At 59.2% G+C, this 26,323-nt stretch carries 21 protein-coding genes and 8 pseudogenes; 17 read left to right on the top strand and 12 right to left on the bottom strand.

From position 1 onward, the window contains the following. Window positions 1-160 precede the first annotated feature (160 nt). From CP49_RS38040 to CP49_RS43980, 8 genes and pseudogenes are all read left to right on the top strand, one after another. Window positions 161-1,033 (top strand): annotated as a pseudogene (locus tag CP49_RS38040) (tyrosine-type recombinase/integrase). A 121-nt stretch (window positions 1,034-1,154) separates the two neighbouring features. Next, window positions 1,155-1,322, top strand: coding sequence for a hypothetical protein (locus CP49_RS46520; RefSeq protein WP_197423353.1), 168 nt, complete (start codon window positions 1,155-1,157; stop codon window positions 1,320-1,322). Next, window positions 1,265-2,254: an IS630 family transposase gene (locus CP49_RS38035; protein WP_197423354.1), complete on the top strand. Its 990-nt coding sequence runs from the start codon at window positions 1,265-1,267 to the stop codon at window positions 2,252-2,254. Before CP49_RS46520 ends, CP49_RS38035 begins: the two co-directional genes overlap by 58 nt. A 55-nt stretch (window positions 2,255-2,309) precedes the next feature. Continuing rightward, window positions 2,310-2,528 (top strand): annotated as a pseudogene (locus CP49_RS43985) (transposase zinc-binding domain-containing protein); the annotation flags it as partial. A gap of 149 nt (window positions 2,529-2,677) precedes the next feature. After that, window positions 2,678-3,910 carry a tyrosine-type recombinase/integrase gene (locus CP49_RS38025; RefSeq protein ID WP_245311075.1) on the top strand — a complete coding sequence of 411 codons (1,233 nt, stop codon included), beginning with the start codon at window positions 2,678-2,680 and terminating at the stop codon, window positions 3,908-3,910. Beyond that, on the top strand, window positions 3,910-4,815 hold the full coding sequence (locus CP49_RS38020; protein ID WP_057855213.1) for a tyrosine-type recombinase/integrase: 906 nt from the start codon (window positions 3,910-3,912) through the stop codon (window positions 4,813-4,815). The genes CP49_RS38025 and CP49_RS38020 overlap by 1 nt, the downstream gene beginning before the upstream one ends. Continuing rightward, window positions 4,812-5,801: a tyrosine-type recombinase/integrase gene (locus CP49_RS38015; RefSeq protein ID WP_057855212.1), complete on the top strand. Its 990-nt coding sequence runs from the start codon at window positions 4,812-4,814 to the stop codon at window positions 5,799-5,801. Before CP49_RS38020 ends, CP49_RS38015 begins: the two co-directional genes overlap by 4 nt. 104 nt (window positions 5,802-5,905) lie before the next feature. Beyond that, window positions 5,906-6,196: pseudogene (locus CP49_RS43980) on the top strand (IS91 family transposase); the annotation flags it as partial. Here CP49_RS43980 and CP49_RS45560 read toward each other — a convergent pair. Further along, on the bottom strand, window positions 6,193-6,621 hold the full coding sequence (locus CP49_RS45560) for a helix-turn-helix domain-containing protein (protein WP_245311077.1): 429 nt from the start codon (window positions 6,619-6,621) through the stop codon (window positions 6,193-6,195). The pseudogene CP49_RS43980 and the gene CP49_RS45560 sit on opposite strands and share 4 nt — an antisense overlap. 102 nt (window positions 6,622-6,723) lie before the next feature. Further along, window positions 6,724-8,325, bottom strand: coding sequence for a recombinase family protein (locus CP49_RS38005; protein ID WP_057855210.1), 1,602 nt, complete (start codon window positions 8,323-8,325; stop codon window positions 6,724-6,726). A gap of 472 nt (window positions 8,326-8,797) precedes the next feature. Here CP49_RS38005 and CP49_RS38000 point away from each other — a divergent pair. The 5 genes and pseudogenes from CP49_RS38000 to CP49_RS43965 all read left to right on the top strand — a co-directional run. Then, window positions 8,798-9,531 (top strand): annotated as a pseudogene (locus tag CP49_RS38000) (IS91 family transposase); the annotation flags it as partial. A gap of 419 nt (window positions 9,532-9,950) precedes the next feature. Next, window positions 9,951-10,899 (top strand): IS630 family transposase gene (locus CP49_RS43975; RefSeq protein WP_156438879.1). Its coding sequence is split into 2 segments (ribosomal slippage): window positions 9,951-10,303 and window positions 10,302-10,899, totalling 951 coding nucleotides; the frame shifts between segments, so codons are not numbered across the junction. 582 nt (window positions 10,900-11,481) lie between these two features. Then, the gene (locus tag CP49_RS37985; protein WP_057855207.1) at window positions 11,482-12,225 is read left to right on the top strand and encodes a hypothetical protein; all 744 of its coding nucleotides are present in this window, start codon (window positions 11,482-11,484) and stop codon (window positions 12,223-12,225) included. 668 nt (window positions 12,226-12,893) lie between these two features. Then, window positions 12,894-13,463, top strand: coding sequence for an SET domain-containing protein-lysine N-methyltransferase (locus CP49_RS49550; protein ID WP_082646452.1), 570 nt, complete (start codon window positions 12,894-12,896; stop codon window positions 13,461-13,463). 70 nt (window positions 13,464-13,533) lie between these two features. Next, window positions 13,534-14,436: a phosphatidylglycerol lysyltransferase domain-containing protein gene (locus tag CP49_RS43965; protein ID WP_082646451.1), complete on the top strand. Its 903-nt coding sequence runs from the start codon at window positions 13,534-13,536 to the stop codon at window positions 14,434-14,436. A 127-nt stretch (window positions 14,437-14,563) separates the two neighbouring features. Here CP49_RS43965 and CP49_RS37975 read toward each other — a convergent pair whose 3' ends face one another. From CP49_RS37975 to CP49_RS37960, 4 genes and pseudogenes are all read right to left on the bottom strand, one after another. Beyond that, window positions 14,564-14,902 carry a plasmid pRiA4b ORF-3 family protein gene (locus tag CP49_RS37975; protein WP_245311074.1) on the bottom strand — a complete coding sequence of 113 codons (339 nt, stop codon included), beginning with the start codon at window positions 14,900-14,902 and terminating at the stop codon, window positions 14,564-14,566. Between the two features lie 163 nt (window positions 14,903-15,065). Next, window positions 15,066-16,208: pseudogene (locus CP49_RS37970) on the bottom strand (acyl-CoA dehydrogenase family protein). Then, window positions 16,172-16,918 carry an ABC transporter permease gene (locus tag CP49_RS48385; protein WP_245311080.1) on the bottom strand — a complete coding sequence of 249 codons (747 nt, stop codon included), beginning with the start codon at window positions 16,916-16,918 and terminating at the stop codon, window positions 16,172-16,174. The pseudogene CP49_RS37970 and the gene CP49_RS48385 overlap by 37 nt, the downstream one beginning before the upstream one ends. Before the next feature lie 252 nt (window positions 16,919-17,170). After that, window positions 17,171-18,181, bottom strand: coding sequence for an ABC transporter substrate-binding protein (locus tag CP49_RS37960; RefSeq protein WP_245311073.1), 1,011 nt, complete (start codon window positions 18,179-18,181; stop codon window positions 17,171-17,173). Window positions 18,182-18,401: 220 nt separating this feature from the next. On the opposite strand from CP49_RS37960, the gene CP49_RS37955 reads away from it, so the two are divergent. Further along, entirely contained in the window at window positions 18,402-19,088 is a 687-nt protein-coding gene (locus tag CP49_RS37955) for a GntR family transcriptional regulator (RefSeq protein WP_057855204.1), read from the top strand. On the opposite strand, the gene CP49_RS48380 is transcribed toward CP49_RS37955, so the two are convergent. The 6 genes and pseudogenes from CP49_RS48380 to CP49_RS48835 form a co-directional block, all read right to left on the bottom strand. Next, complete coding sequence (locus CP49_RS48380; protein WP_245311079.1) at window positions 19,089-19,979, bottom strand: hypothetical protein; 891 nt, start codon at window positions 19,977-19,979, stop codon at window positions 19,089-19,091. A 36-nt stretch (window positions 19,980-20,015) separates the two neighbouring features. Continuing rightward, window positions 20,016-20,348, bottom strand: a pseudogene (locus CP49_RS48375) (CoA-transferase); the annotation flags it as partial. A 40-nt stretch (window positions 20,349-20,388) separates the two neighbouring features. Then, window positions 20,389-20,682, bottom strand: a complete 294-nt coding sequence (locus CP49_RS48370; RefSeq protein WP_245311072.1) for a hypothetical protein — start codon at window positions 20,680-20,682, stop codon at window positions 20,389-20,391. 78 nt (window positions 20,683-20,760) lie between these two features. Next, complete coding sequence (locus tag CP49_RS37945) at window positions 20,761-21,420, bottom strand: enoyl-CoA hydratase/isomerase family protein (RefSeq protein WP_245311071.1); 660 nt, start codon at window positions 21,418-21,420, stop codon at window positions 20,761-20,763. A 15-nt stretch (window positions 21,421-21,435) separates the two neighbouring features. Beyond that, window positions 21,436-22,168: pseudogene (locus CP49_RS48840) on the bottom strand (FAD-dependent oxidoreductase). Next, window positions 22,086-22,763 (bottom strand): FAD-dependent oxidoreductase, encoded by a 678-nt coding sequence (locus CP49_RS48835; protein WP_276326874.1) that lies wholly within the window; start codon window positions 22,761-22,763, stop codon window positions 22,086-22,088. Before CP49_RS48835 ends, CP49_RS48840 begins: the two are co-directional and overlap by 83 nt. 636 nt (window positions 22,764-23,399) lie before the next feature. On the opposite strand from CP49_RS48835, the gene CP49_RS37935 reads away from it, so the two are divergent. From CP49_RS37935 to CP49_RS48365, 3 genes and pseudogenes are all read left to right on the top strand, one after another. Then, window positions 23,400-25,103, top strand: coding sequence for a DUF885 domain-containing protein (locus tag CP49_RS37935; protein WP_057855203.1), 1,704 nt, complete (start codon window positions 23,400-23,402; stop codon window positions 25,101-25,103). A 90-nt stretch (window positions 25,104-25,193) separates the two neighbouring features. Further along, entirely contained in the window at window positions 25,194-25,943 is a 750-nt protein-coding gene (locus CP49_RS37930; RefSeq protein ID WP_057855202.1) for an electron transfer flavoprotein subunit beta/FixA family protein, read from the top strand. Further along, window positions 25,943-26,323, top strand: a pseudogene (locus CP49_RS48365) (electron transfer flavoprotein subunit alpha/FixB family protein); the annotation flags it as partial. The gene CP49_RS37930 and the pseudogene CP49_RS48365, both read left to right, overlap by 1 nt.

The raw sequence follows: 26,323 nt of genomic DNA, 5'->3' as shown, positions 1-26,323 counted from the left end.
CCATCAGGTTGGGTGGAAGACTTTCACTTCCGAGCTATTGAGCATGCCCGGCACACAACGAAGCCGCTGCCGCGGCGTGAGGGGCAAGGTGGCGTAGATCGCCTCCTGGCTGAGAGGATGTGGGTGTTGGAGCCCACCCCCCTCAGACAGGAGTATCGAGATGGCCGATTTGAGCCCTCTTCGCGGCCGCATGATCGAAGACATGACCGTCCGCAATCTGTCGCCGGCGACGCAACGATCCTACATCAGCGCGGTTTCGAAGTTCAGCCGCTATTTTGGCTGATCGCCTGACCGGTTAGAACTGGAAGACGTCCGCGCCTTCCAGGTGCATCTGGTCTCGACCGGCATCTCTTGGCCGGCGCTGAACCAGATCGTCTGTGCGCTACGGTTTTTCTACGGCGTCACGCTCGGCGAGGCGCTCATCCCGGAGCGCATTCCCTATGCGCGAGAACCGCGCAAGCTGCCGGTCGTTCTCAGCGCCGACGAAGTGGTTCAGTTCCTCGAGGCCGTGTCCAGCCTGAAGAGCCGCGCCGCGCTCACCACGGCCTATGCGGCCGGACTCAGGGCCTCCGAAGTCGCGGGACTGCGGATCGAAGACATCGACAGCGCCCGCGGCGTTATCCAGGTGCGCCACGGCAAGGGCGCGAAGGATCGCAACGTGATGCTGTCGCCCCAGCTGCTGGGCATCCTGCGCACCTACTCGCGGCTCGCCCGGCCGCGGCTTTATCTGTTCCCTGGTCGTGACGAAGATCATCCGATCGATCAGACCGTGTTGCACGCCGCCTGTCGGTCGGCGGTGAAGGCTGCGGGCCTGACCAAGCGCGTCACGCTCCACACGCTGCGCCACAGCTTCGCGACGCATCTTCTCGAGAACGGAACCGATATCCGGATCATCCAGGTCTTGCTCGGGCACAATAATTTGTCGTCGACAGCGCGCTACACGCAGGTCGCCACCGATACGATCCGGGCGACGCAGAGCCCGCTCGATCGCCTGTCGCTGGAGGTGACGCCACCTAGACGACCGATTCCATGAAATCTGCGTCATGGATTAGGTGGATTGGTGGAACGGACGGGTTGTGGGGGATTCCTCGTTTGCGGTCGGCGAAACGAGGAGCTGTATCATGGCAGGATGGCGGCGAGCGGTCGAATTGGCCATGAGTGATGAAGAGATTGCGACCTTGACGACGCTTTCGCGGTCGAGGATCGAACTGGCGAGCCGGGTGTCGCGGGCGCAGATGCTGCTGGCGTATCGGGAAAATCCTTCATTCTGCGCGGTGGGCCAGAGACTTGGGGTCCATCATCAGACGGTGCAGCGCCGCTAGCCGATGGCCCGCTGGCGGCCCTCGATGATCGTCCGCGACCGGGCAAGGAGCCGACGATCACGCCTGAGGCCAAAGCCTGGTTGGTGTCGCTGGCGTGCGACAAGGCCAAGGACCACGGCTATCCACATGAGTTGTGGACGACGCGGCTTTTGGCGCGCCATGCGCGTGAACACGGGCCGGCGGCGGGGCATGCGTGTTTGGCCAATTTGGTCCAGGGAACGGTGTGCAAGATCCTCGGCCGGGAGGAAATCAAGCCGCACAAGGTGCGTTATTATCTTGAAAATCGCGACGCCGAGTTCGAACAGAAGATGGCGGAGGTGCTGTGCGTCTATCGTGAAGTCGAAATCCTGAAGAAAGCCTCTGCCAAGGGAAAGCGGCGGGGAAAGCCGGTGACGATCGTCTCCTGTGACGAAAAGCCGGGAATCCAGGCCATCGCAACGACGACGCCGGATTTGCCGCCCAAGCCTGGCGTCCACGCCACCTTTGCGCGCGACCATGCATACAAACGCCATGGCACGCTCAGCCTGTTGGCTGGGATTGATCTGCTCACCGGCAAGGTCCACGCCCTTGTCAAGGATCGCCACCGCAGTCGAGAGTTCATCGAGTTCCTCAGGCTTATCGATGCCGCCTATCCGCCGAACACTGCGATCAAATTGATCCTCGACAATCATTCCGCGCACATCTCGCGAGAAACCAGAGCCTGGCTCGCCACTCGACCAAGCGGGCGCTTCGAGCTCACCTTCACCCCCAAGCACGGCTCGTGGCTCAATCTCATCGAGGGATTCTTCTCCAAGTTCGCCCGTTCAGTCCTGCGCCATATCCGGGTGACTTCAAAACACGAGCTTAAGGAGCGCATCATGGCCGGTATCGACGACGTCAATCGCCATCCGGCCATCCACAGGTGGTCCTACAAACTCGCCGCGGTCGCCTGATATGATTCAAACCAAGAAAACGCTGACCTAGATGATCCGCGGCGGGATGCGGGTGATGATCCGCCCCGACAGCCGCTCCAACAGGCCGGCCATCGAGATTGCCGATATTCTGCGCCGGCATGGCGAGACCTATCGCCGTGTACATGCCGGTCATCTCGGTCGGATCGAGCGGCGCGTGATGAGCGCGATCGTGGCGTGCCGGACCGCGGCGCTCGGCGGCCACATGGAGGCTTGCGACGACTGCGGCACGACACGCGTCGCCTATAATTCTTGCCTTATGGGCAAAGCCGGTAATGGGGAGCTGGCAATCGCGATCACCGTATTTTCCTGTGTATTGCCGCTCTCGAGCTCTCCATTACAAGTCGCCCGTGCGGCCCCGTTGGGTCGGCCACTGATGGCCGGTCACATACGGAGACGGACATGTTGGAGACGTACTTCTCGGCAGCGAAGATGCTGGGGCATCTGCGCAGTGGGCCGAGCGGGCCTTACCTTGACGGGTTTGCAGCGGCACTGGAGCAGCAGGGCTATGGCCCCGAGACAGCGGTACGCTATTTGCGAGCGGCGGCTCACATCGGCCATGTCATGGCCGAGCAAGGCGCGGGCCTAACGGACGTTGATCTCGCCGCGTTCGGCGAGCACCTGCGCACTTGCCGGTGTCCACGCGCCAAAGGCGGCCGGCGCAACCACCACACCATCTACGGTGCCAGGCTCTTTCGTCGGCACCTCGTCGAGCTCGGCCTTTGCCGGTCCGCGGCCGTGGGGGCAGCACCCGCCGAGCCGCAGCTGCTGGTCGCGGACTTCAAGACGTGGCTGCGCAAGCATCGCGGCGCATCCGATGCCACCGTCAGGCTCTACGCCCGCGACGCCGCGGGCCTGATGATGGAGCTTCGATCTGACCCGGCCGGCTGGAGGCCGAACGATGTCCGCAGTTACTTCCTGGAGCGGGCGAGCAATAGCGGGAGTGGCACGATCGAGAAGATTACGACGAGCCTGCGGGCTTTCCTGCGGTATCTCGCAGTCGCAGGCCGTTGTCAGGCAGGTCTCGACGGCGCCGTTCCGGCCTACGCTCATTGGCAGCTTGCCGACATGCCCCGGTATCTATCGACCGAGCAGGTCGACCGGCTGATCGCTGCCTGTGACGGCGATGCCGGTGCGCGCCGGCGTGATCGTGCGATCGTACTTTTGTTGGTGCGCCTCGGCCTGCGGGCCGGTGACGTGGCGCAACTGCGTCTCACCGATATCGAGTGGCAAACGGGATCGCTGCGGGTCTGCGGCAAGTCGCGCTACGAGGTCCGGCTGCCGCTACCGCAAGACGTCGGGGATGCGATCGCCGCCTACCTCGAATGCCGGCCGTCTACTCGCCGGAACGTTGTCTTGTTCCTGCGCACGATCGCGCCGTGCCGGCCATTCCGACGAGGCGACGGCATCTCGTCGGTGGTGAAGCGTATCATGAAGCGGGCCGACATCGTGCCGCCGGTCAAAGGGGCCCACGCTCTGCGGCACACCGCGGCGACCGAGATGCTGCGCCACGGCGTGCCGCTCGACAAGATCGGCCTCGTCCTTCGGCATCGCGGCATCGACACGACGGCCTATTACGCAAAGGCCGACGTCGCGCTGCTGAAACAGGTTGCTCAGCCCTGGCCGGAGGCGCTCTGATGCTCGACGCCATCGAGACCTATCTCGCGCTCCGCCGCACCACGGGCTTCGCGATGTCGACCGCGGAGTACCTGCTGAAGAGCTTTGCCGCCTTCGCGGCCGAGCGCGGACAAACGTACGTCGAGACAAAAACAGCGATCGACTGGGCCGCGCTCGGACCATCCGTCGCGCAACGCGATGCACGGCTAAGAGCCGTCTGTCGCTTCGTACGCCATGTCCGGGTGGAGGACGTCGGGCACGAGCTGCCGCCGGCAAATCACTTCGGCGCCCGTAAGAAGCGTCGCACGCCGCACATCTACACGACAGACGAGATCAGTCGGCTGGTCGAAGCTGCGCTTCGGCTTCGGCCAATGCGCGGCTTGCGCCCGCACACGCAAGCGACCTTGATCGCGCTGCTCTCATCCACCGGGCTCAGGATCTCCGAAGCCCTGAAGCTGACGATCGCGGACGTGACCCGCGACGGTCTGCTGATCCGCGAGACCAAGTTCCGCAAGACGCGACTGGTGCCGCTGCACGACACGGCGGCCGCCGGCTTGCAGCGATACCGGGCACGTCGCGGGCCCGGCTCAGACGATGATCCGGTGTTCATCGACAAGCGCAATCGGCCGCTACGCTACATTGCCGTCAAGGAGACCTTCGACAGGCTGGTCGACAAGGCTGGCATCAGATCGACGTCGGCTCGCCGTCCTCGCCTGCACGATCTGCGGCACACGTTTGCGGTGCGCGCGCTGCAAGGCAGCCCTACCGGCCGAGGCCGGTGCGGGGCACACATGGCGGCACTCGCGACCTACATGGGTCACGTCAACATCTACGCGACCTACTGGTACCTCGAGGCCACGCCCGACCTCTTGCGCGATGTCGCCACGGCCGGCGAAGCGTTTATGTCCGAAGGGAGGTCATCATGACGCCGATCGCTCCCCTCATCGAGACGTTCCTGCGCGACACACTAGCTTGCCAGCGGGGCGCCAGCCGGCACACGAGCGACTCCTATGCCTCGAGCTTCCAGCTGCTGTTCGTGTTCGCCGCCGACCGGCTCAACGTCAAACCATCGGCGCTGACGCTCGAGCAGATCGATGCCGGGCTCGTCAGCGCCTTCCTCGAGCATCTTGAGGACGAGCGCAAAAACGCGGCCGTGACGCGCAACGTTCGCCTGGCGGCGATCAAGTCGTTCTTCCGCTTCCTCGAGTACCGGCAGCCGGCAGCGCTCGAGCAGATCCGCCGTGTACTGGCGATCCCGTTCAAGAAAACTGACACGCGCCTGGTGCCCTACCTTCTGCGCGAAGAGCTCCAAGCCGTGCTCGACGCTCCCGATCCGGCGACACGCGATGGCATCCGCGATCGCGCAATGCTGCACGTGGCCGTCTGCGCAGGGCTGCGCGTCTCCGAGCTGACGGGCCTCAAGGTCGATGACATCGACCTGCCTTCGATGAGCATCCTCGTGCTCGGCAAGGGACGCCGGGAGCGGACCCTGCCGTTGTGGAAGCCGGCGGCCGCTGCACGGCGCGCCTGGCTCGCCATCCGTGGGCAGGTCGCGACACCTGAGGTGTTCGTCAACGCCCGTGGTGAGCCGCTGAGCCGATGGGGCTTTGCCTATCTGCTCAGGCAGCACGCCGCGACTGCGGCTCGCAAGCAGCCCGGTCTCGCCAAGAAACGCGTCTCGCCCCATGTGCTCAGGCACACCTGCGCGATGGTCGTCCTGCAAGCGACCGGGGACATCCGGAAGGTGTCGCTATGGCTGGGCCACGCTACGCTGACGACCACCGAGGTCTACACGCGCGGCGATCCGACCGAGAAGCTCGATGCGATGGAGGCGATCGTGCCGCCCCACCTGCGGCGCGGCGTCTTCCAGCCCACCGACAAGCTGATCGAACTCCTCAGGCGTACCTCGTAATGGAGAGCGGGGTTGGCGGTGATTAGTGCAGGAGCGCGATCAAGTTGCCGCCAGCTCCCCATTACCGGCTTTGCCCATAAGGCAGGTAATGGGCGACGCCCATTACCTGCCGCAACCGGCACTGTCCGCAGTGTCAGGGGAGAGCCCGAGCCGCGTGGCTCGCCGCGCGTCAAGCCGACCTGCTGCCGGCTCCCTATTTCCACGTCGTCTTCACACTGCCGGCTCCGATCGCCGCGATCGCCTTTCAGAACAAGGCCATCGTTTATGCGATCCTGTTCAAGGCTGCCGCCGAGGCAATGTCGACGCTCGCCGCCAATCCACGTCGGCTCGGCGGTGCGATCGGCGGCGTCGCCGTCCTCCACACCTGGGGCCAGGCTCTTTTTCAGAACCCTCACTCAAGATACCGGGCATTATCATCTCCTTGATTTTCAGTGAACAACGCAAGTTGATCTTCCGCGCACCCCCCCTGCAGAATTAGCTTGCCGGTGCGGTGGAGGCCCTCAATAACGCTGCGAATGGGTTCGGCATCCAAATCACGGCGGCTGACTTCCCAAGGTGCACGAGGAGTTATTTGTTCGCACTTCAATAGGCCGGCTTCAACCAGCCTTTGGATGGTGTGGTGGCTGACGCCGCATATTCGCGCAGTTTCGCTCAAACTCACTCTCTCCGGATCGTGCAGAGCTCGTTTTTGACCGGCTATCGAATGGTTACGCCGGGCTGTCGCTACACGGGTCTGATTCCACCGCTTCCCTTTACCCGTGGAATAGCCGCGTCGGTTCAACACAGAGGCAATCTGGTCGTCGCCGTATCGAACAGCCATGCGACGAATGATCTCCAGCGCCTCCATGGGCGTGGGCCGTTTCCGTTACGGAACGTGGTCGTTCCATCGTGAGTTGCGTATGCGCACCTCCTTTCCAGTGAATCAGCAACTCAAGGTTTTTTTATCCTGGTCAGTGCGTACAATGATCTCTTCGATGGCGGTGCGGAAGATCATCTTCTTAAGTGTCGGGGGACAGTGGTTGCTCTGCCAGACTCCAGCAAAATGATCACCCATCGAACGTATTCTGATTTCCTCTTCAGGCGATAACGAGTAGCGTTCGGTTTCGAGACTGGAAAGCCGCTGCTTGACTGCCTCGATCTCTTCCAGCTTTCCGTTCCACCGCCGTTCCAACTCGCTGGCTGCAAGTCGATTCCGGGCATCCACCGCGTCGTACTGTTCGAAGGCCTTCTTCGCCTCATACACCAGTTGCTCGAGCTTGCGGGACAGGGCGGTACATTGAGCGGTGCCGACAGCACTCAGTTCTTCGAGAGCTCGCAGACTGGCTTCCACCCCCAATGGCGCGATCGCCTTTAATAGTTCTTGTCCTACGCACCGGTCTACCGAGCTGCCGCCGAAGCCGATGCAATACTGCCCGCCATCATCGTAGTCGCCCTTGCAAAGGTAGCGCGCATGGGTGCCACGGCCGCCCCAATACCGTACATGCAGCTTGCGCCCACAATGTCCGCAGCGCAGGAGTCCGACCAGAAGACCCTGGCCAGCGCGAAACGCCGCCATCGATTCGTCCCCCTCCCAGTTCACCGAATTGCGCCGTATCATTCGCTGATTCTCTTCGTAGGTTGCCCAGTCAATATAACCTACATGATGATCGCGGATGAAGACGCGGCACTCTTCGGCGGGGCGCATCGCGCTCTGACGTTTCTCGAGCCGGCCTCCTACCAGCAAGGTCGTTACTGGACGCCGTCCCCAAACATAGGCACCGGCGTAGAAGGGATTGCGTAAAATGTCGCGGATTAGGCTCTGCGAAGGAACCTTCCAGATCAGCCGCGTCCCCTGTATGGGATTGACCGGTAGCTCCAGGTCGTGATCACGGAACCATTGGAATGTCTGACGCACGCTCCACAGTTCTCGAAACTTGGCGAACACGAGCTGTATCGCTTCGCAGATCCGTCGGTCGGGATGAAACATGATCTTACCCACGGGGTCGCGGGCATACCCAATCGGAAGCCGTTTGAACAGTTCGCCGCGGCGCGCTTTGGCTTCCTGCCCTGCCAGCATTCGTTGGCGTATAACCTTGAGCTCGACGACGCTGAGTGTCCCTTTGATACCCAACACCAACTGATCGTCGAGATTATTCAGATCGTAGACCTGTTGCTCGTCAGCGATTAGCGTTCCAAAGATCTGGCATACCTCCAACAGCCGACACCAATCTTTGTCCGTTCGGGATAGCCGTGATACCTCTCGGCTGCCGACGATTCCGACCTCTCCCAGCGCTACCGAGCTGAGGACGCGCTCAAAGCCTTCCCGCTGGGCGGCGGCAAGGCCCGCGCTCGATCCCAGGTCATTATTGATGATCTCGACCTCCTGCCAGCCCAGCGCACGCACCCGTTCGGCCATCGCATACTGGAGGAGTTGACTTTCCTTATTCTGTCGTACTTGCTTTTCGCTGGATTGCCGAAGGTAGACGATCGCCTTGCGAGCCAGATGCTCCGGTTTGATTTTGGGATTGTGCAAGAGCTCTGTCATTTCCTCTTCTCCTCTCCTCGTGAAACACCGCTGCTATAACGCGGGCTATGAGATCGATCAGATCGGCGCGTGTCGCTGCGTCCATTGGCACGGCGCCGCATTCCCTTGAGATCATCAAATCTAAAAGTTGAAGTTGCACCACGACGACCTCCCTCGCTTCCGCTAACGCGCGGTCGCCGAAGGTTATCGTGGACAGGGTGAGTCGAGTCGTGAGGCGATCAATGAAGCGAGAGATAGGAGGCTTGCTTACCGAGGCGCGGTCGTTGCGAGATCGTGATCTCGGCACACTCCGGCAACAGCATCCAGATGGGAATCTTCAGTCGTCTCCCGGCTGGATCCATGACACAGACCGCCCCATCTCCTCGCGTTGGTCTGCGAAGATTCCGCAGGGTAACACCATGAAGCGGGTGAAAGGGGTAGAAGACCTGAACATCTGTATTATCGGCGCTCAGGGTATTGTGGGCGTGGGTGCCACCATCCCCACGTCCACTGCGTCGTGCCGGGCGGCGGCCTCTCGCCCGATGGCGCGCGCTGGATCGCCAGCCGACCAAACTTCTTCCTGGCCGTCAAACCGCTCGCCCGGCTGTTCAGACGCCTGTTCCTCGAACGTCTGACCGCCGCCTTCGACGCCGGCACCCTGAACTTCTTCGGCGATCTCACATCCCTGGCCGAGCCTGCTGCCTTCACCGCTCACCTCGTCGCCATGCGGCGCATCAGCTGGGTCGTCTACGCCAAACGGCCGTTCGGCGGCCCCGCGCAGGTGCTGGCCTATCTCGGCCGCTACACCCATCGCGTTGCAATCGCCAACAGCCGGCTCGTCGCCCTCGACGAGGATCACGTCGCCTTTACCTGGAAGGACTACCGCCAGAACGGCGCGACAAAGATCATGGAGCTCAAGCCCGACGAGTTCATCCGCCGCTTCCTCTTCACACGCTGCCCGATGGCTTCCATCGCATCCGCCACTTCGGCTTCATGGCCAACGGCCATCGCGCTGCCAAACTTGCCCTCTGCCGCAAACTTCTCGATCGTGAGCAGACAGCGCCAAACGATGGCGAGCCGTCGCCTGTGGATTCGGACGCTCTGACGTGGGCCAAGGCTCCCGCCTGTCCTGAGTGTGGTGGCGTCATGCGCATCATCGAGCGCTTTCGACACAGCTTCAGTCGTTCCGGCGCTCCAACCCAATCGTTCCGGTGCGACACATCGTGAGCCAATTTATGCCGTGTACGACGATCGTCATTCGTCATTATGATCCCATCGTCTCGATCATCGCAGACGCTGCCGAATCCGCGCGGCCAAACAGCGCGCCGGAAACTATTCGATGCAGCGGGCCATCGATCGCGACCGCCGGTAAAATGCTCTCTGTCTCAAGTTGCCGCCATTGCGCAACCAAAACGTCGCCGCGTCAGCTCCGCAGTCTGCCGACAGCAACCCGCGATCTCAAACTATCCCCATAGCCGCACCACCGTGCATACTCTCCCGCGCCTTCGTGCAATCCGGCGTCAATGAGGTCGCGTCATAAGCGTCTGCCGCGCCCTCGCGTGAGCGCGACCTCACAGAACCCTCCAGATTCCCATGGGGGTCAAATTCTGATTCACCGTGTGTGCTGGACAAGGAGGCCAGCACACATGGCCAAGCCTTTGTCGGTGGATTTGCGGATCAGGACAGTTCGGACGGTTGAGGGCGGAATGTCGCGCCGCGCGGCGGCGGAGCGGTTCGGCATCTCGGTTGCGAGCGCGGTGCGGTTTGTCCGGGAATGGCGGGAGAGCGGAGCGACAAAAGCCAAACGGCAGGGCGGCGACCAGCGCTCGCAGCGCATCGAAGAGTACCATGATGCGATCATGAGTGCGATCGAGGCCAAGCCGGACATGACCCTGGTTGAGATTGCCGAGATGCTCAAATCGGAATTTGGGACCTCGTTTGCGCCGAGTTCGATTTGGCGCTTTCTCGACCGTCACAGCATGACCTTCAAAAAAAAGCGCGCACGCAGCAGAGCAGGATAGGCCCGATGTTGCAGCGGCGCGCCGGGCCTGGCGCGAACTCGCGCCGCAGCTTGATCCTGACAAGCTGGTCTTCATCGACGAGACCGGCGCCTCGACCAAAATGGCCCGGCTCTACGGCCGCTCAAAAGGCGGCCAACGTTGCCGCGCCGCCGTCCCGCATGGTCATTGGCTGACCACGACCTTTACCGCTGCCTTACGCTGCACCGCCCTGACTGCGCCGATGACGCTCAACGGACCAATGAACGCCGTCGCTTTCCTCGCCTATGTCGAACAGGTGTTGGCACCTACTCTCAATCCCGACGACGTCGTCGTGATGGACAACCTGCCGGCACATAAAGGTGCTGCCGTCCGGGCCGCAATCGAGGCCCGCGGCGCCAGCCTTCCGCTGCTGCTGCCCTATTCGCCCGATTTCAATCCGATCGAGAACGCCTTTGCCAAATTCAAATCGAGCCTGCGCAGAGCCGCCGCCAGGACCGTCGACACCCTCGAAGCTGCAATCGCCGACGCCTACAGGGCATTCACCCCTACCGAATGCGCTAACTACTTCCTGGCCGCAGGATACAGTTCAACCTGATCGGAATCTGCTCTAGCAATGCGCCTCAGGCCGGCCGCTCATCGAGGGACTCCCACCTGAAGTCGGGTTGGCCGATGCGGCGTACGATTCCCATGCGTTGCGATCCCCATTGCGGCAAAAGGGCCGTCATTCTGAACAACCCCTCGCGGGCAATCAAATATTCCGCTCAACAAACCTTCTCTGCCGAGCGTCACCTAATAGAAGGTCGCTTCTCAAATTGAAGCGGTTCAAGCGCATTGCAATCGAAACGGCGAGCCGAAGCTACTTCGCTGTAGTCTCTATCGCCGCGACCCTGCTCTGGCTAAGATAACTGTTCACGGGTCAAGTGGATTATCTATCTGGGTGCTTGGGACGGAAGTGCACCGCTACAGGCGTGGTTAGTTCGATACGGTTCGTCGAAATACCCTGGCCCACGCCGCAAGCGGCGTAACCTCCGCCGCCCCCGTCGCCGCCCTCCATCCTGCAATGAAAGGAATGCAACGTTTCCTCCACCAAAATCGGTAGTATCCCGATCGATTGATAGTGCTGTATCAGCATGAACAGTGTGGCTACGACTCATCACCCTAGGGACAAGGTGTAGCAATGAAGTGCTTAGAGAATTCGTTCCACGTCTCTCGCGCCCTCCAAATTCATGACGACGTCCTCGCTGAAAAAGGCGTGAAGTTACTAATAGGATTCGATTTCGACGAGTATGCCTGGATCACTCGCACGACTCCAACAAAGGAGCCGATCGAACCAAATTTCCGGCCAGATCTCTCGCCGATTAACCCAGGCGAGGGCTATTGGATAATGGGAGTCGACAAGGAGAACGCTGTGGCCATTTTGGCCGCGCAACGACTTTACGATCTTTCAGGCAGTAATCTTGCAGAACATTTTCAATCTTTAAAGGCGTTCTATGCGGATCCCGCCGTGCATGCGAACCGTTATGACCGTTGCACTTGCAGAGCTCCAAGCGCAAAGACGATAACGGGGAAGGTCGCCTACCACGGGGACTACTGGATTCGAGAAGACTTTAGAGGACAAGGAATGTCCGCAATCATAGCAAGAGTGACACACGGCCTGTCTTTTGCAATGTGGGCTCCTGAGTTCTTGTGTGCGCTTGTAGAGCGATGGGCACTAGATAAGGGCCTAGTCGCACAATACGCATGTGCTCACCATGAAGCAGACGTATCGATACTGGTGGAGGTGGAAGCCGAGATTGTGGATTACGAATACTGGCTGATTTGGCGAACCGGAGAGGAGTTGTGGAACGAGTTTGATCGTCACAACAGAAACGCGCTCATTTTGAGCTCGCCGTTTCCACCGACACGATCTGGCGCTACTTAATCCTAATGCCTAGCTGGCCAGTCGATGGCCACCCGAGTCCGCCATGAAGGGCGCCGGTCAAGCTGCTCCGCATAATCGCGCAAGGCGAGTGGCTCCATTGTTACCATCACCCGGACAGTTCCGAGAAAAGCGACCAGCAGTTGCCTTCACCACGGACGATAGCCGCCATCATCGCTGCGTCGGCGCAGGATCGTGATGCGCTGGCTTGAAGTCGGACGCCCTATTTGTCTTGCGCTCATCGCCAACAACTGCACTGGTGCCACGGCGTCCACATCGCAGATGAAAACATTGAGTATCGTCAGCCTTCAAGCGATAGCAGCCGGCGCGTCTGCTCCCGCCATGTGAACAATTCTTACGACGCCAGCCTGCATCCGAGCACTCCCAAATCGTCTGTTGCGTTATGCAGGAAACATCCCTGGACCGTAAGGCAGTTGGATCATTGCGGCCGGTCCACACATGACCCCGACCGACTCGCGTTGTGTCGACAGTCCAGGTCGCCAGGCTGATCTGCGCAACCGCTGAGATTCGTAGGGACTCAATTTCCGTCACCGCAGAGCGCGCATCTTCAACATTGGCTACTAGAGTTGATGAGTTGCCAAGGAGCGACAGAGCACTTTAGATGATCCACACTCTCGGCCGATGCTGAAGACAGCGGTGTGGCGATAAAGATGAAACGCTGTCAACGTCGAGCCGTCTGTCAAGAATCACGGAGACTTCGCAGAATGACTACGAATGACCATGGTTGTGAGACCAGTTCTTGGCTCTTCGTGGGGCCATCAAAGATCAATGGATTTGGTCTTTTTTCGAGGAAACCAACATCGAGCGGTGCTGTTGTGGGAAGACTCGGCGGAACCGTTTTAGAGACGGCCAACAAGAGAACCATACAGATTGATCGTCGACGACATCTTTGTAGCGACTGTATTGACTTTATTAATCACAGTTGTCGTCCCAACGCCTACGTCGTGGTCGTCTCTGAGATGGTCGCTCTGAAGGCCTTCAATGCGATTGCTAGTGAGAGCGACGAAATAACGATAGACTACAATTGCTCGGAGTACTCTCTCGCCGAGCCCTTTATGTGCCGATGCTGCCAGGATTCAAACTATATTGCTGGATACGGACATCTGATGAAGACCAACCAGCATGACTACTTGCGTCGCATAAACCAATTTCCGCTGTTGCACCTCGTCCAAATGTCAGACGTGGGAGGGACGAAGTCGCCCAAGTCAGAAACGCGGTGAAGACCGAGTTGAAGCGAACTCGATATTCCTTGTTAACGGTGGCAAGTGCAGTCAAATCCCGATCATCAGAATGCGCACTTGCATGAGGTGTGGTGCTATGAAGTGCATATTGGATGCGATGCAACCGATATCGATGTCTCAGAGGACGATCTTCGATCGATATTTTGCGGAATTTCCGCCCAAATGCTGCGAAATGACTTTTGCTAACATTTTTTGCTGGGCCGACGTAAAACACCATCAGGTTTGTGTTTATCGAGATCACCTCCTGGTATCGTACCGACGCGAATCTGACAGCGAGTTGCGGTTCTTTCCTCCGATAGGAGAGCATCCAGAAGAGATAATGCGTGACCCGCTACCTGGGCTCAGAACCTACCGATGGGAGCGTATCCCATGTCCCCTTTCTCACGGTCTTTCACAAAGCGCGTCCGTCGTATTCGATCGTGACAATAGTGACTACTACTACAACCTCGACGAGTTGATAACGTTGAAGGGCAAGAAGTTCGAAGGCAAAAGAAATCTCGTCAGGCGATTTGCTAGTCTTAGTCCGACTGTGCGAACGCTACAGGCGCGAGATGCGACTAATTGCATTGAGCTTCAGGAGAGATGGCTAAGCGAACAAGAAGCTGGCCGAGACTCGGCAGCAGAGGAGACCTTCGCCGTCAAAGTCGCTCTACAGCACTTTGATTTGCTGCCGATAAAAGGAGTGGTGGTAGAGATAGGCGAAAAGCTCGTCGGTTTCGCCATAGGCGAGCGGCTCAACTCTTCTATGTTTGTTGAACATCACGAGAAAGCCGAACGAGAGTTCAAAGGCGCCTATGAATACGTTCTTCACGCACTAGCACGCGAGATTGCAGCCGAAGCTACTTTCCTTAATCGGGGGCAAGATCTTGGAATTCCGGGTTTGCGTCAAGCGAAACTCAGCTGGCGTCCCGCAGGTGTTGTAGAAAAGTTCAGTCTTATGGTAGCTTCGTAGGGCGAACCAAAGCTTGGGACGCGGTTCTCAACGTAGCGGCCACGTTGTTGCGCTGACGGCTTACTGCGTGCCCCGGGGCCTCATCCGTAAGCGTAGCGCTGCTGCCCTTTCGATTGGCGCTTGATACCTATTTTGATCGCAGCTTGTGCCGTCGTGGCTTCCAAATTCCGGACAATTCGTTGATGGCGGCCTCGAGCGCCTTCCGGTCGACGACGTCGGGATCGAACTGTTCGGGGCCCCAGAGGCGCATACGTTCGTGCTCCGGATGGGTGGGGTCGCGGATGGCATCGAGGTATTCGGCATAGCCGGGCGCACCGCCGACGTCCTCCGGAGGACAACGACCGGCGGCCTCGAGCAGGAGGGGAAGTCCCTCTGTCGTCGTGTTTGCGCCTAGCATTCTGTTCGCGATGGCGTCCGCTTGAGCGCGCCCCGCATCGGTAGCGAGTTTCCTGGGAAGTTCAGTCATCGGTCCTCAATCGCGCGCAAGCGTGACCGCCCATCGATAGGTTGAACCTACGCGTCAGGTCGCCGATCCACCTGTCAACACGGCACGAACTCTCTGGTATCGCCGAGCAAGCCTAAGCACTGCAGCGTCGAAACTGTGCAACGTTGCTGAAACTATGGGAGTGTTAAGTCATCAGCTCTCGGGCGATTACCAGGCGCTGAATTTCACTTGTCCCCTCAAGAATACGAAGCACCCTCGCCTCGCCGAGGAGGCCGGAAACCTCTTACTCTTCGAACACGCCGTAGCCGCCGTGGATCTGGAGAGCGATATCGGCCACTTCACTCGCCATCTCGGTCGCAAATAGCTTGGCCATTGATGTCTCAAGACGAAAAGGTCGTTCTGCGTCCGCCAGACAGGCTGCATTTCGGATCATGAGTTCGGCCGCATGAATCTTCGTAAGCGCGTCCGCGAGCGGGAACGTCAGTCCCTGGTGGTTGAATATTGGCACTCCGCCGACCTTGCGGTCGGCCCCGTAACTCTTGGCCAAGTCGATCGACTTACGAGCGAGCCCCAGGCCTGTGGCGCCGACAAGAATACGGCCGATGCTGAGGGTAGTAAGTATCTGCTTCAGCCCGTCCCCGCGTTTGCCGATCATATTCGCTTTTGGCACGCGGCATTCATCGAGGAACAGCTCCACTGAATCTGCAATGCGCCAGCCAATCTTGCGGCCGGCCTTGCCGACCTTGAAGCCGGGCGTTCCAACGGGCACGACGAAGGTCGAAAGTCCCTTGGGGCCCAGCTCCGGGTCAGTGACAGCGACGAACGTCGACGCTCCGTGCAGAGGCGCGCCGGCATTGGTCGAAAACACCTTCGATCCCGACAGCACAAAGGAATCGCCATCTTCAACGGCCCGTGTCTTGATGCTGGCGACGTCCGATCCACCGCTGGGCTCGGTGACACCGAACGAGGCGATGAAATCGCCGCGGCATAGCGGCTCCAACCACTTCTTCTTGACTTCGTCGGAACCGTAGCGCGCGATCACCGTCATCGGCGCGCTGTTGCAAAGATAGATTGCCCCGAAGCCGGGCTCTGCCCGAGCCAACGTCTCGGCCACGATCGCAGCGCCTCGCGTGCCTAATCCGCCGCCGGCAAAATCCGGATCGTAGGCCGTGCCCATGAAGCCGAGTGAGAGAAACTCCTTGACAAGTTCAGTGGGAAACTCATGCCGGTCCACGAAAGGCTTGATCTTCGGCCGGATCGCGCCTTCCGCGAATTGTTCGAGCCCTCCTTTCAGGAGTCTTTCTTCTTCATTGAGGTCAAGAAGCATCGGTCCAGTCCTTTCTGGTTGGGATGGCGGCCGTTAGCGGCGCCGGAAGTTACCCAAGGGTCGCCTGGGCGGCTCTCTCCCGACAATTGTCGAGAAAAAGACGATTGGCTTCGAAGTCCATCGCTTCGGCATTTTCCATCAGATAGTTGGAAAAGAAGCGCTTGGTTGCAGCGACCGCCGGCCGCGGAAGCGACGGCAGCTTTTCGGCGATAGCAGCGGCGGTCGAAAGCGCCTCGCCATCGTCGCAACAATAGTCGACCACGCCGAGCTCTCGCGTCCGTTCGGCGGCAGCGGCTCAAGGCAGAAACAAAGCAAACGGGCCTTGACCAGCCCGACGCGAGCAACCAGCGACTTGATCCCCAGGGGTGAGCCAGCCATGCGGCACTTCGGGCAAACTCCATTTCGAAGCACACAACGAGCTTGATCTTTCGAAGGACGATCCTCGCGACGTTCAAAGCGCCAGGCAGCACATAGCTGACGTCTTTCGGGATGGTGGTGAAAGCCGTCAGCACCAGAGCCTCGAATGCCGAGATCATGCCGATAGACACAAGCAGGCCGTTGACGAGATTGCCTCGCGTAAATTGAAAGAGCGCGCGATCCGAGACGTAACCGAGAACGCTGACGGCGGCGACGGCGCCAAGCACGGCCAATGCATATGGCCAATCAAGTACGTCATGGAGGTACCATGTCGCATATGCGCCGAACATCATGAAGGCGCAAGTTCACGATAGCAGTCAACCCGAAAGTAAGTGTCACCCCGAGCGCAATGATGCCGTAGAGCGAGCCGACGATCACTCCGTTCAACATCTGGCCAATGATTAGATGCGTCATGATGATGGTAACCGTTGACGGGGCGGATCGAGCGGATGCCCGCCCCGCCATCGATGGAATTGGCATCCGGGACGTGGACATCCCGGAAAAGCCGAAGCGCGACGATCTCAGCTATTCTTTGGTCGGGTCTCTTAGGTCGGGTCGTATTTGACGATTTCAATCGAACCGCCCTTGCGCACATGGGCGACATCGAACCCGAACACGACCTCTCCGGTCTTGTCGTACCGGATCTTCCACAGCCCATCGTAGGCCATGGCCTGCAACGCGGACCGGATCCTGGAAACGTCATCTACGATGCCTGCGTTCTGCATCGCCTGGACGAGCATGTAGACATGGTTGTAGCAGGACGATGAGCAGAGGGGCGCCTGATCGTATGGAAACTCGCGATTAAAAGTCTTCTTGTAGTTCTCAATGAAGGCTTTGACCTTAGGCTCGCTCTTTTCCGCTTCTTCGAAATACTTTGGAACGTAGGCTATGTAGTCGACGATGGCGTCCTTGTTCTTGAGCGCAGGCTCGATCGAGCCTCGAACTAGAAAAAAGCGGTTCGCGAAGCCAGACTCGGTCGCCTGCCGCACGATGTCGTAGAGCACAGCGTCGGAATAGCTGGGGAACAGAATATCAGGCTTGCCGGCGGCCAATTTCGCAAGGACCGCGCTGAAGTCTTTGGTACCGGGCTCAAACTGCTCGACCTGCAGCTCGATGCCGGCTTCCTTGAAAAGCCCCGTATAAATGTCAACTGCCGTCCTGCCGAAGGCATCGTTTTGGAAAAGCATCGCCACCTTCTTGGTGTTCAGCTTCTTCAGATAATCAATCATCAACTGACCGAACCCGGCCGGACCGGCATCCCAATTCCAGGTACGCAACAGATAGTCGTGTCCCGGCTTTCCGATCGCATCGTGGGCCGCAGTGGCTCCTGAGAAAAGCAGGAGCTTGCCGTTGTTCTGATTGGCGATATGTTCGACCGCGTTGAAGATGTTCGTTAGGAATGGACCGAAGACGAATTGGACGTTGCCCTCCATCATCTTGCGAAACTGAACCGTAGCCTCCCGTGGTTCGCCACTGACATCTTCGGCGCGGGCGGCCGTCGCAGCGAACTGGCGGCACGCCAGCGCTGCAAGCAGAAATCCTCTGCGTCCGAGCACCTTTCCCCCTCCTGCACGTACTATTATTTCAGTAACGTACTACTGATATCTTACTGGGGGCAATTTGGAGCATCGTTGAGAGGAGGAAGTCGGCGCTCAAGCGGACGGGCTCTGCGGGCGTCGCTACAAAATGGTATAGAACTCGACACTGCTCTGTTGACTCGGTGCTTCCGAGTTCTTCAATACGAACTCGGCGCACGGCAGAGGTTTTGGACATCCCATGGGTAAGAAACCTGCGAACGAGCCCACAACTGAGTCCCAGGCCGATGCCGCGCATCGACGCCTTGAGGAGATGATTGTTACTCTGCAGCTTCCTCCGGCGAGTCACTGGTCTGAAGAAGGACTAGCCGACAAGATCGGGATTGGCCGCACGCCGGTCCGCGAAGCAGTAAAGCGCCTGCAGGCGGACTATCTTGTCAGCATATTGCCTCGTCACGGTCTGATGATCACCGAGATCAATCTCCATCAGCAGTTGCTCGTTATCGAATTCCGCAGAGAACTTGAGATTTTCATTTCAACGCGAGCCGCACGAAGGATCATGGCCGCCGATCGCGAGCGCCTGCATGCAGGGGCCAGCGAAATCGACGCGGCCGGCCGGCAAGGCAATCTGGAACGGTATCTTCGCGAGGTTTTCAATGCGAATCAGCTCCTCGCAAAAGCGGCAGGCAACCCTTTTGCGGCCAGATCGATCTCACCGCTTCACGCGATCTCCCGGCGGTTCTACTATAGGTATGAGTCCGACCTGCAGAACCTCGAAGCCATGGGTAAGCTGCATTGCGAGCGTGCGCGTGCCGTAGCGCGGCAGGACGAGAAAAAAGCGCTTGCCTATGCTACGGCCCTGATGGATCAGATCGAAGCCTACACGCGCAAGATCTTCGAGCGAGGCATCGGATCACGTGTAGCTTGATCAGCGGTATGGGTTGACGATCGTCAGCTGCCCCTTGCTCGGCCTGGCCATATCCAGGAAGAACTCCTCATCCATGAGCTTGAGATCGTCCGCTACCTTCGACGGTGCGAATTCCATCTGATCGAGTACGTCCCGGCGGACGTCGACGCCTGGGGCAACTTCCGTGAGGATCAAGCCCTCCGTGGTGACTTCGAAGACGGCCCGCTCCGTGATCAACCGGGCCGTTTGGCCGCGTCTGACGCCATCCAGTACCGAATAGGTAATATGTTCGATCCTATCGACAAACTTGCGTACCTTGCCCTCCTTGATGATACGCAGTTTTCCGTGCGCGAATGCGACTTCGAGGCCGCCGGTGGTGAAAGTGCCAGTGAATACCAGCCTTTGAGCGTTTTCAGCGATATCGATGAATCCGCCTGCGCCAGGATTTGCGGCGCCGAACTTCGATACATTGACCAGACCAAACCGGTCGAACTGGGCAAAAGCCAGAGCCGCGAACCGGCATGCGCCGCCGTCTATGGCATCAAACTGCTGGATCCCATCCACAATCGCGTCCGGATTCAGATTGGCCGAGAACTGCCATCCCGACATCACGATGCCCCCGTACGAGCCGTGTTCGGTCGTAAACCAGTAGTTCTTCAGACCGTCCTTCTCGAATATCCCCTGCTCGGCCATCACCAATGGGACATCCGCAGCCGCGCCGAATCCGAAAATGGATAGTTCACGCTTGCGGACTTCTTTCGCCGCACGCAAGGCAACGACCTTGTCGACCGTCATCGCAATCGGCGGAAGCTCCGACAATGGAAGCCGTCGTCCGCCGAAATACGCCGGTTCGAACTTCACGTCGGTCGTCATCATCATCGACGGATCAACCACGACGGAATCGACGAACACGCCCGGAATTCGCACCTCGGAAGCGGGCCGATTTCCATAAGGTACCACTCGACGTACCTGAGCTATGACACGGCCACCATGAGCCTTTGCCGCAAGGACCAGCGCAATGTTGGAGGAGACAAGCGCCTCATTCTCGAATGAGAGATTGCCCTCCTCGTCCGTCGATGACGCGTAGATGAAGACCGTATCGAGCTTCCACGTCGGATAGAATAGATATGACGCACCCTCGAAATTGATGCGCCGAACTAGATCGTCCTTTGCTCGTTCGGTAAACTTGCCACCACCGTGCTCAGGATCGATGTAAGTTCCGAGACCGATGCGCGTCATGTAGCCGGGGCTTCGTCGTGCAACTTCGCGAAGCCAGTGCATGGTTGCTCCGAGCGGCCAAGAGTAAGCTTCAATCCTGTTTTCACCGCATCAGCTCGGGACGTCTGCCTGTCAGTGGATCGACAGGATTGATGTAGGATCCACTCACGATGCGCTTCATGAGCCCTTCCTGGGCGACGTGATCCATTCCCTTGATGCCCTGGGCGTCACCCGTTCCGACAGGGAAATAGAATGTCAGATCTCTTGGACCAGCTGTCTTGCGGAAACGTTCGCCAAGTGCCCTGAGCAGAGCATCCGGCGTCACCCAGCCGATTACACCGACGCTTCCATCCGCGATCGAAGCGACCGCGGTCTCGGCATCAACAATCTTGCTCACGCTTTCACCTTGAAACGTTCGAAGGTCGGGAGAGAGTCTGGTGTCATGCAGTTCGATGCGAATTCTCTGGACGCGACCTCATCCAGCGCTCAGCATCGGCCATAATGAACGGCTCAAAGAAGCGTTTGGCGGACACGATGGCTTCTCGTGGCTCAGCGGCAAGACCGGCCGCCAGGCTGATCGTGTGCTCGGGCGGCCTGCCGGGATCAACCACGTCAGCCACGAGTCCGATACGAGCCGCTTCAGAGCCATCGATCGGCGCGGCCCCCAGGTCAGGCGGCGAGCTCGAACAGGACCGGTTCGCGCGACCAGCGACGCCAGCCCCCAGGGAGGCAGCCAGCCGTTTGGAGCCTCGGGCAGATGCCAACCAGCTGTTGAGGAACTGACAACGATGTCGCAAGACGCGGCAAGGATGAAGCCGCCACCGAGGGCATGACCCTCTACAGCAGCGATCACCGGCTTCGTCCGATAGCCGATGGCGCGGGCGAATGCCGCGGGCTCCGACTTATGTTTGCACATGTCCGGTATCGACAGACCGGCGAGCTCCTTCAAGTCACTGCCGGCGCAGAATGCCGGCGGCACCCCTGTCAATACGACGACCCTCACAGCACCATTCTGTTCGGCACTGGATAGCGCCCCGCCGAGATCCCGCATCAACTGCGATCCCAGTGCGTTGCGGCGTTCAGGATGATCGATCGTGACGATCGCGATCGCTTCTTTGATCTCAGATCTGATCATTACAGACTGGCCCCGTCAGTCAATCCGGGCACCGTCCGCATTCACCGCGGCTCTGACGTCCTTGCCGTCGATAGTTCGAGGCAGAACGTTTTCATGCACCGCAATCGCGGCGGCGAGACCAATCGCATGACCATACGAAAAGCACTGCGCCGTCACACGCGCCGACGCCACTGCCTCATGCTCTGCCGATAAACACCGACCCGCGACGAGCAGCCCCTCGCCACGCTTCGGCACGAAACACCCGTAAGGGACCTCGTAGTAGTCGTTCAGCAGCCATTCCACCCCGGGGCTTGTCGCCCGAGTGCAGCTCGATCGGCCACGGAGATACGGCAATACCGTCGGCAAATTTTGCGCCTCGGAGGACGTCCGTATTCGCAAGGGTCTTTACACCGGATACCTGACGGGTTTGACGCACGCCGACCTGGACGCCGGTGTCATTCAGGAACGCTCGCTCACAGCCGACGAGATTGTCACGGAAGAAGCGCGCATATTCGCGAGCCTGCAGGCGCCCCTGGATTTCCGCGTCGGTAAAATCCTGGTGAAACAGTGTGTTCAGCTCGCGGCCATCCGGTCCGATGACGCGCGTGCAGTTGCAGAGCAGCTCACCCGGGCGCGTCGTAGGAAACAACCAGATCTTGGCGCGCGGGAGCCTGTATTCGCCGGCGTTATGCTTGGACCGGATCAATGGCAGAGACCTTCTCCGGCATGATGGTGTCCACGCCGTATTCGCGAATGAAGCGATCGACATCGACGCCCATCATGCGGAAGATCATCGTCGGATTCTGCACGGCTCCGTTGTCGCCAATGAAGTTCGGCAGCCCTGCCATGGCGACCACATCGGCGTCGCCGCTGGCATCGATGACTACCTGCGCGCGAGCATCCAGCGAACCCTGCTTCGTCCAGATAGAAAGGCCTTCGATCTTGTCGCCCTCCATTTGCACCGATTGGGCAACCGCATGGAAGATGACACGGACACCTGCTTCCCGAAGCATTGCATCAGCCGCCTCCCGCCAGACTAGCGGGTCGTGCACGCGGGTCCACGTCTTGCCGTACAACAATGGCTCGCCAAGCCCTCCCATCGCCTCTAGCCTTCGGCAGAACTCATCAGCGAAGCCGAAAACCATCTGTTGCGGGCCCGCTGCGACATTATTCGTAGCTTCGTACAGACCACAGACGGTGCCCGAGAGCCCCGCAACGGCGCCGCCGCCACAGAAGCCATAGCGTTCGACGAGCGTAACGTTCAGCCCGTGACGCGCCGAGGCGATAGCCGCCGCCACACCAGCTGCACCACCGCCGACGATCAAGACATCGCTATCAACCCGAATGGAACTACGAGCGTCCATGATCCAGCTCAACTTAGTATAACAGTAATGTATCACAGATATCTCAATAGAGAGACCATTGCAAGCCGCCCGGGCCAAGAAACGGAAGCCTCAGATTGACTACTGCAAAGTGGACACGCGACTTGCCAGGAAGGGCGTGATCAGGATGAGAAGATTCTCCGATCTGTCGCCGCGCATGAAGAAAATGGGAGCGAATCTATCTCAGGACTTTGGAGCGAGTTCTAGCGCCGCGCCGAATTTGCCTGATCAACAGCGAATAGTTGCGACTGAATGCCAAACGATGATTCCGAAAACGAGCGCAGGTGCTTGTCGTGAGATGAGAATTTGATTTTCTCGCATCGTGGCTCTTTTGAGAGGACGAGACCGCGAGAGAGCGCGAATGGAATCAGCAGATGCAATTGGGTGCCCCCACTTACAACTGCGGACTCTGACGGTGGAGAGCGGAGTATTTAAGGTGCCTTCTCAAAGCCCGCGCCGACGCTGCGGCCGCTCCAAGGATCCCCGCACAGTCGTCGAACGATCGCGCAAATGCCAAGAAAAAATATATTCACTTTTTTTCATACTGGTGATATAAATGATATTATTTTCATGCGCACTGTCATTTCAACCTACATTGGGAGTTCGGAGTAAGCGGGGATGGAATCTAGCAGCACGGCGATCGACGAAGCGCAGAGCATTCTTGATGACGCCTGGGCCGAGTTGAAGAGGGTCATGGTCCTGCCAAGCGCCGGGCTGAACGAAGTGTTCGTTCCGCACTTCTCTGAGGACGAGGCAGCGAGGCGGTCATCCCTGGGCAAAACACTGCTGGCCAGACTGTCGAGTACCCAGCCCAGTTCTCTTGATCACGATACGCAGGTCGCGCTCGGCGTCACCGCCGAGCATGCCCGTCGTTGGTCGACGGAAGGCAAATGGTACTACACGATCTTCGAAGGGGGCGGGTGGTTCAAGAGCATGTTCGCCCCGACCGGAGATGGTATCGGCCGATTGGTGAGCTACGTATTGGTCGAGCTTGGCCGTATCGATGTCCGCGATACGGTTGGGCAGGACCGTTACGCGCAGTGTGTGCAGGATTTATCTAGAGCCGTCACTCAGCTCCGAGATCGCACGTCTGAACAGGCGAAGCGAGGCATCTATATGCCGAAAGTGATGCTGCCCAGGTGTCGTGATTTGTTGTCGGGACTGAAGCGACAAGTCGTGCAGCAGCTCTTACAGAATGCGTCCAACGCGCCCCCTGCGACCGAAGCGTCATTTCGTCGGAAGATGGAAACTCTTGCTCACGGGCCGGTGAGCAGCGCATTTGACAGCTTCAGCAGCGTCGTTGACGATGACTACGCCGCACGCTGCTCAGAGAGGGTTGGCATAAGTCAGTATCCTGATGGCGAAGAGATTTACAAGGAACTGATCCGACAGAACACCACGCTCGATATATCGGCGGAAGAGACGCACTGGCGCGGTCACGAAGAAATGGCCAACGTGCGGAGGGCCATGCTGGAGATCACCTCCAAAGAGGGACTTGGCAACGATGTCTTGGCCTATAAAGCTCAGCTCGATAACGATCCGGCTTGGCGGCGCGACAGCGCTGAGGGTATCCAGGCACTGTTCCAGCAGTACATCGACAGAATGGACGGCGTTGTAAGAGATCACTTCTCTCTCTTGCCTCAGGCTGGGCATGCCACCGTGCCCCTTCCAACGGCGTTGGAAGGCACCCTCTCCTATGGCTACTACGACCAGCCGAGGCCCGATCGTCCCGTTGGGCTTTACGTATTCAACACGTCGAACCTGATACCGCGAGCCCTGGTCGACATCGCGGCCTTCACTTTCCACGAACTGGTGCCTGGCCATCATCTGCACCTCGCCACGCAGCAGGAGAACCAGGCACTGCATCCGCTGCAACGCCATACGTTCTGCAACGGCTTCAACGAGGGTTGGGCAGAGTATGCCCGATGGTACGCCGGTCAAATCGGAATGTATCATCACTCCGCCGAAAAATTCGGCAGCCTGTTCAGCGACGCACGTCAAGCTTCGCGACTCGTTGTCGATACGGGATTGAACGTCTTGGAGTGGAGTTATGATCAGGCAATGTCCTATTTGCGGGACACGCTGATGCAGCCTGATGCGGAAATACAATCGCTTATCAACTGGTATGCATGCGAGATCCCTTCGCAGTCGCTGGCCTACAAGTTGGGACAAATGGAAATTCTTCGATTGCGAGCAAAGGTGCAGGCGGCGATGGGTAACCGTTTCGACAACAAGACTTTTCATGCTGCGGTTATTCGGAACGGCGGGAGACCGTTTCACTTAGTGGAGGCGGATCTGGACCGACTTATTGCTGGCGCTTGAGAAGATCGTATCGTTCGCAACATTTGGTGGAGACTTTCATGAGCAATGCTCTAGGCTGCGCTCGATTTTCTTGGGGGCTGAGGTGAGCCGATGAAGGTCTTAGTGCCGGTAAAGCGGGTGGTCGATTACAACGTCAAGGTCCGCGTCAAGAGCGATGGATCGGGCGTTGAACTCGCCAACGTCAAGATGTCGATGAACCCGTTCGACGAAATCGCGGTCGAGGAAGCGCTGCGCCTGAAGGAAGCCGGCAAGGCGACCGAAGTCGTGGTGGTCTCGATCGGACCGGCGCAGGCGTCGGAGACGATCCGCACCGGTCTCGCCATGGGCGCCGACCGCGGCATCCTGGTGAAAGTCGAAGGTACCGTCGAGCCGCTTGCGGTCGCCAAGATCCTGAAGAAGGTTGCGGAAGAAGAGCAGCCCGGCCTGATCATCCTTGGCAAGCAGGCGATCGACGACGACAGCAACCAGACCGGTCAGATGCTGGCCGCGCTGCTCGGCTGGTCGCAGGCGACGTTTGCTTCGAAGCTCGAGGTCGAAGGTTCTGATTTCAAGGTCACCCGCGAAGTCGACGGTGGTCTGCAGACCGTCAAGCTGAAGGGACCGGCGATCGTCACCACCGATCTGCGTCTCAACGAGCCGCGCTATGCCTCGCTGCCCAACATCATGAATGCCAAGAAGAAGCCGATCGCGGACAAGACCGTCGCCGATTACGGCGTCGACGTCATCGCGCGCCTCGAAGTTCTGAAGACGGCTGAGCCCGCGGGCCGCAAGGCCGGCGTCAAGGTCAAGGACGTCGCCGAGCTGGTGTCGAAGCTCAAGAACGAAGCCGGGGTGCTCTGATGACGACATTGCTGATTGCTGAACACGAACACGACGTCCTCAAGGACTCCACCAACAAGGCGCTGACCGCGGCGTCCCAGCTCGGTGGCGACGTCCACGTGCTGGTTGCAGGCGGCGGGCCAGGCACCAAGGCTGCGGCCGAGGCGGCCTCGAAGCTTGCGGGTGTCGCCAAGGTGCTGGTCGCCGATGGCGAGCTTTACGCGCACGATCTCGCCGAGCCGCTGGCCGCGCTGATCGTTTCGCTGGCTCCTGGCTATGACGCGATCGTGGCGCCCGCGACTTCGCGCTTCAAGAACGTGATGCCGCGCGTCGCAGCCCTGCTCGACGTCATGCAGGTTTCCGAGATCATCAAGGTCGTCGCCCCCGACACTTATGAGCGT

Origin of the sequence: Bradyrhizobium valentinum (genome assembly GCF_001440405.1) — a bacterium.
In the GTDB taxonomy this organism is placed as follows: Bacteria; Pseudomonadota; Alphaproteobacteria; order Rhizobiales; family Xanthobacteraceae; genus Bradyrhizobium; species Bradyrhizobium valentinum.
The sequence above is the reverse complement of the archived record's forward strand: the minus strand, read 5'-3'. Positions and strand labels throughout refer to the sequence as shown.

Excerpts from the sequence above, each read along its gene's own strand:
- CP49_RS45560 (WP_245311077.1), bottom strand. The coding sequence starts at position 6,621 with ATGGCTGTTCGATACGGCGACGACCAGATTGCCTCTGTGTTGAACCGA.
- CP49_RS38015 (WP_057855212.1), top strand. The coding sequence starts at position 4,812 with ATGACGCCGATCGCTCCCCTCATCGAGACGTTCCTGCGCGACACACTA.
- CP49_RS38005 (WP_057855210.1), bottom strand. The coding sequence starts at position 8,325 with ATGACAGAGCTCTTGCACAATCCCAAAATCAAACCGGAGCATCTGGCT.
- CP49_RS38020 (WP_057855213.1), top strand. The coding sequence starts at position 3,910 with ATGCTCGACGCCATCGAGACCTATCTCGCGCTCCGCCGCACCACGGGC.
- CP49_RS48385 (WP_245311080.1), bottom strand. The coding sequence starts at position 16,918 with ATGATGTTCGGCGCATATGCGACATGGTACCTCCATGACGTACTTGAT.
- CP49_RS37985 (WP_057855207.1), top strand. The coding sequence starts at position 11,482 with ATGAAGTGCTTAGAGAATTCGTTCCACGTCTCTCGCGCCCTCCAAATT.
- CP49_RS37955 (WP_057855204.1), top strand. The coding sequence starts at position 18,402 with ATGGGTAAGAAACCTGCGAACGAGCCCACAACTGAGTCCCAGGCCGAT.
- CP49_RS37935 (WP_057855203.1), top strand. The coding sequence starts at position 23,400 with ATGGAATCTAGCAGCACGGCGATCGACGAAGCGCAGAGCATTCTTGAT.
- CP49_RS37930 (WP_057855202.1), top strand. The coding sequence starts at position 25,194 with ATGAAGGTCTTAGTGCCGGTAAAGCGGGTGGTCGATTACAACGTCAAG.
- CP49_RS46520 (WP_197423353.1), top strand. The coding sequence starts at position 1,155 with ATGAGTGATGAAGAGATTGCGACCTTGACGACGCTTTCGCGGTCGAGG.
- CP49_RS37945 (WP_245311071.1), bottom strand. The coding sequence starts at position 21,420 with ATGATCAGATCTGAGATCAAAGAAGCGATCGCGATCGTCACGATCGAT.
- CP49_RS37975 (WP_245311074.1), bottom strand. The coding sequence starts at position 14,902 with ATGACTGAACTTCCCAGGAAACTCGCTACCGATGCGGGGCGCGCTCAA.
- CP49_RS49550 (WP_082646452.1), top strand. The coding sequence starts at position 12,894 with ATGAAACGCTGTCAACGTCGAGCCGTCTGTCAAGAATCACGGAGACTT.
- CP49_RS48835 (WP_276326874.1), bottom strand. The coding sequence starts at position 22,763 with ATGGACGCTCGTAGTTCCATTCGGGTTGATAGCGATGTCTTGATCGTC.
- CP49_RS43965 (WP_082646451.1), top strand. The coding sequence starts at position 13,534 with ATGCGCACTTGCATGAGGTGTGGTGCTATGAAGTGCATATTGGATGCG.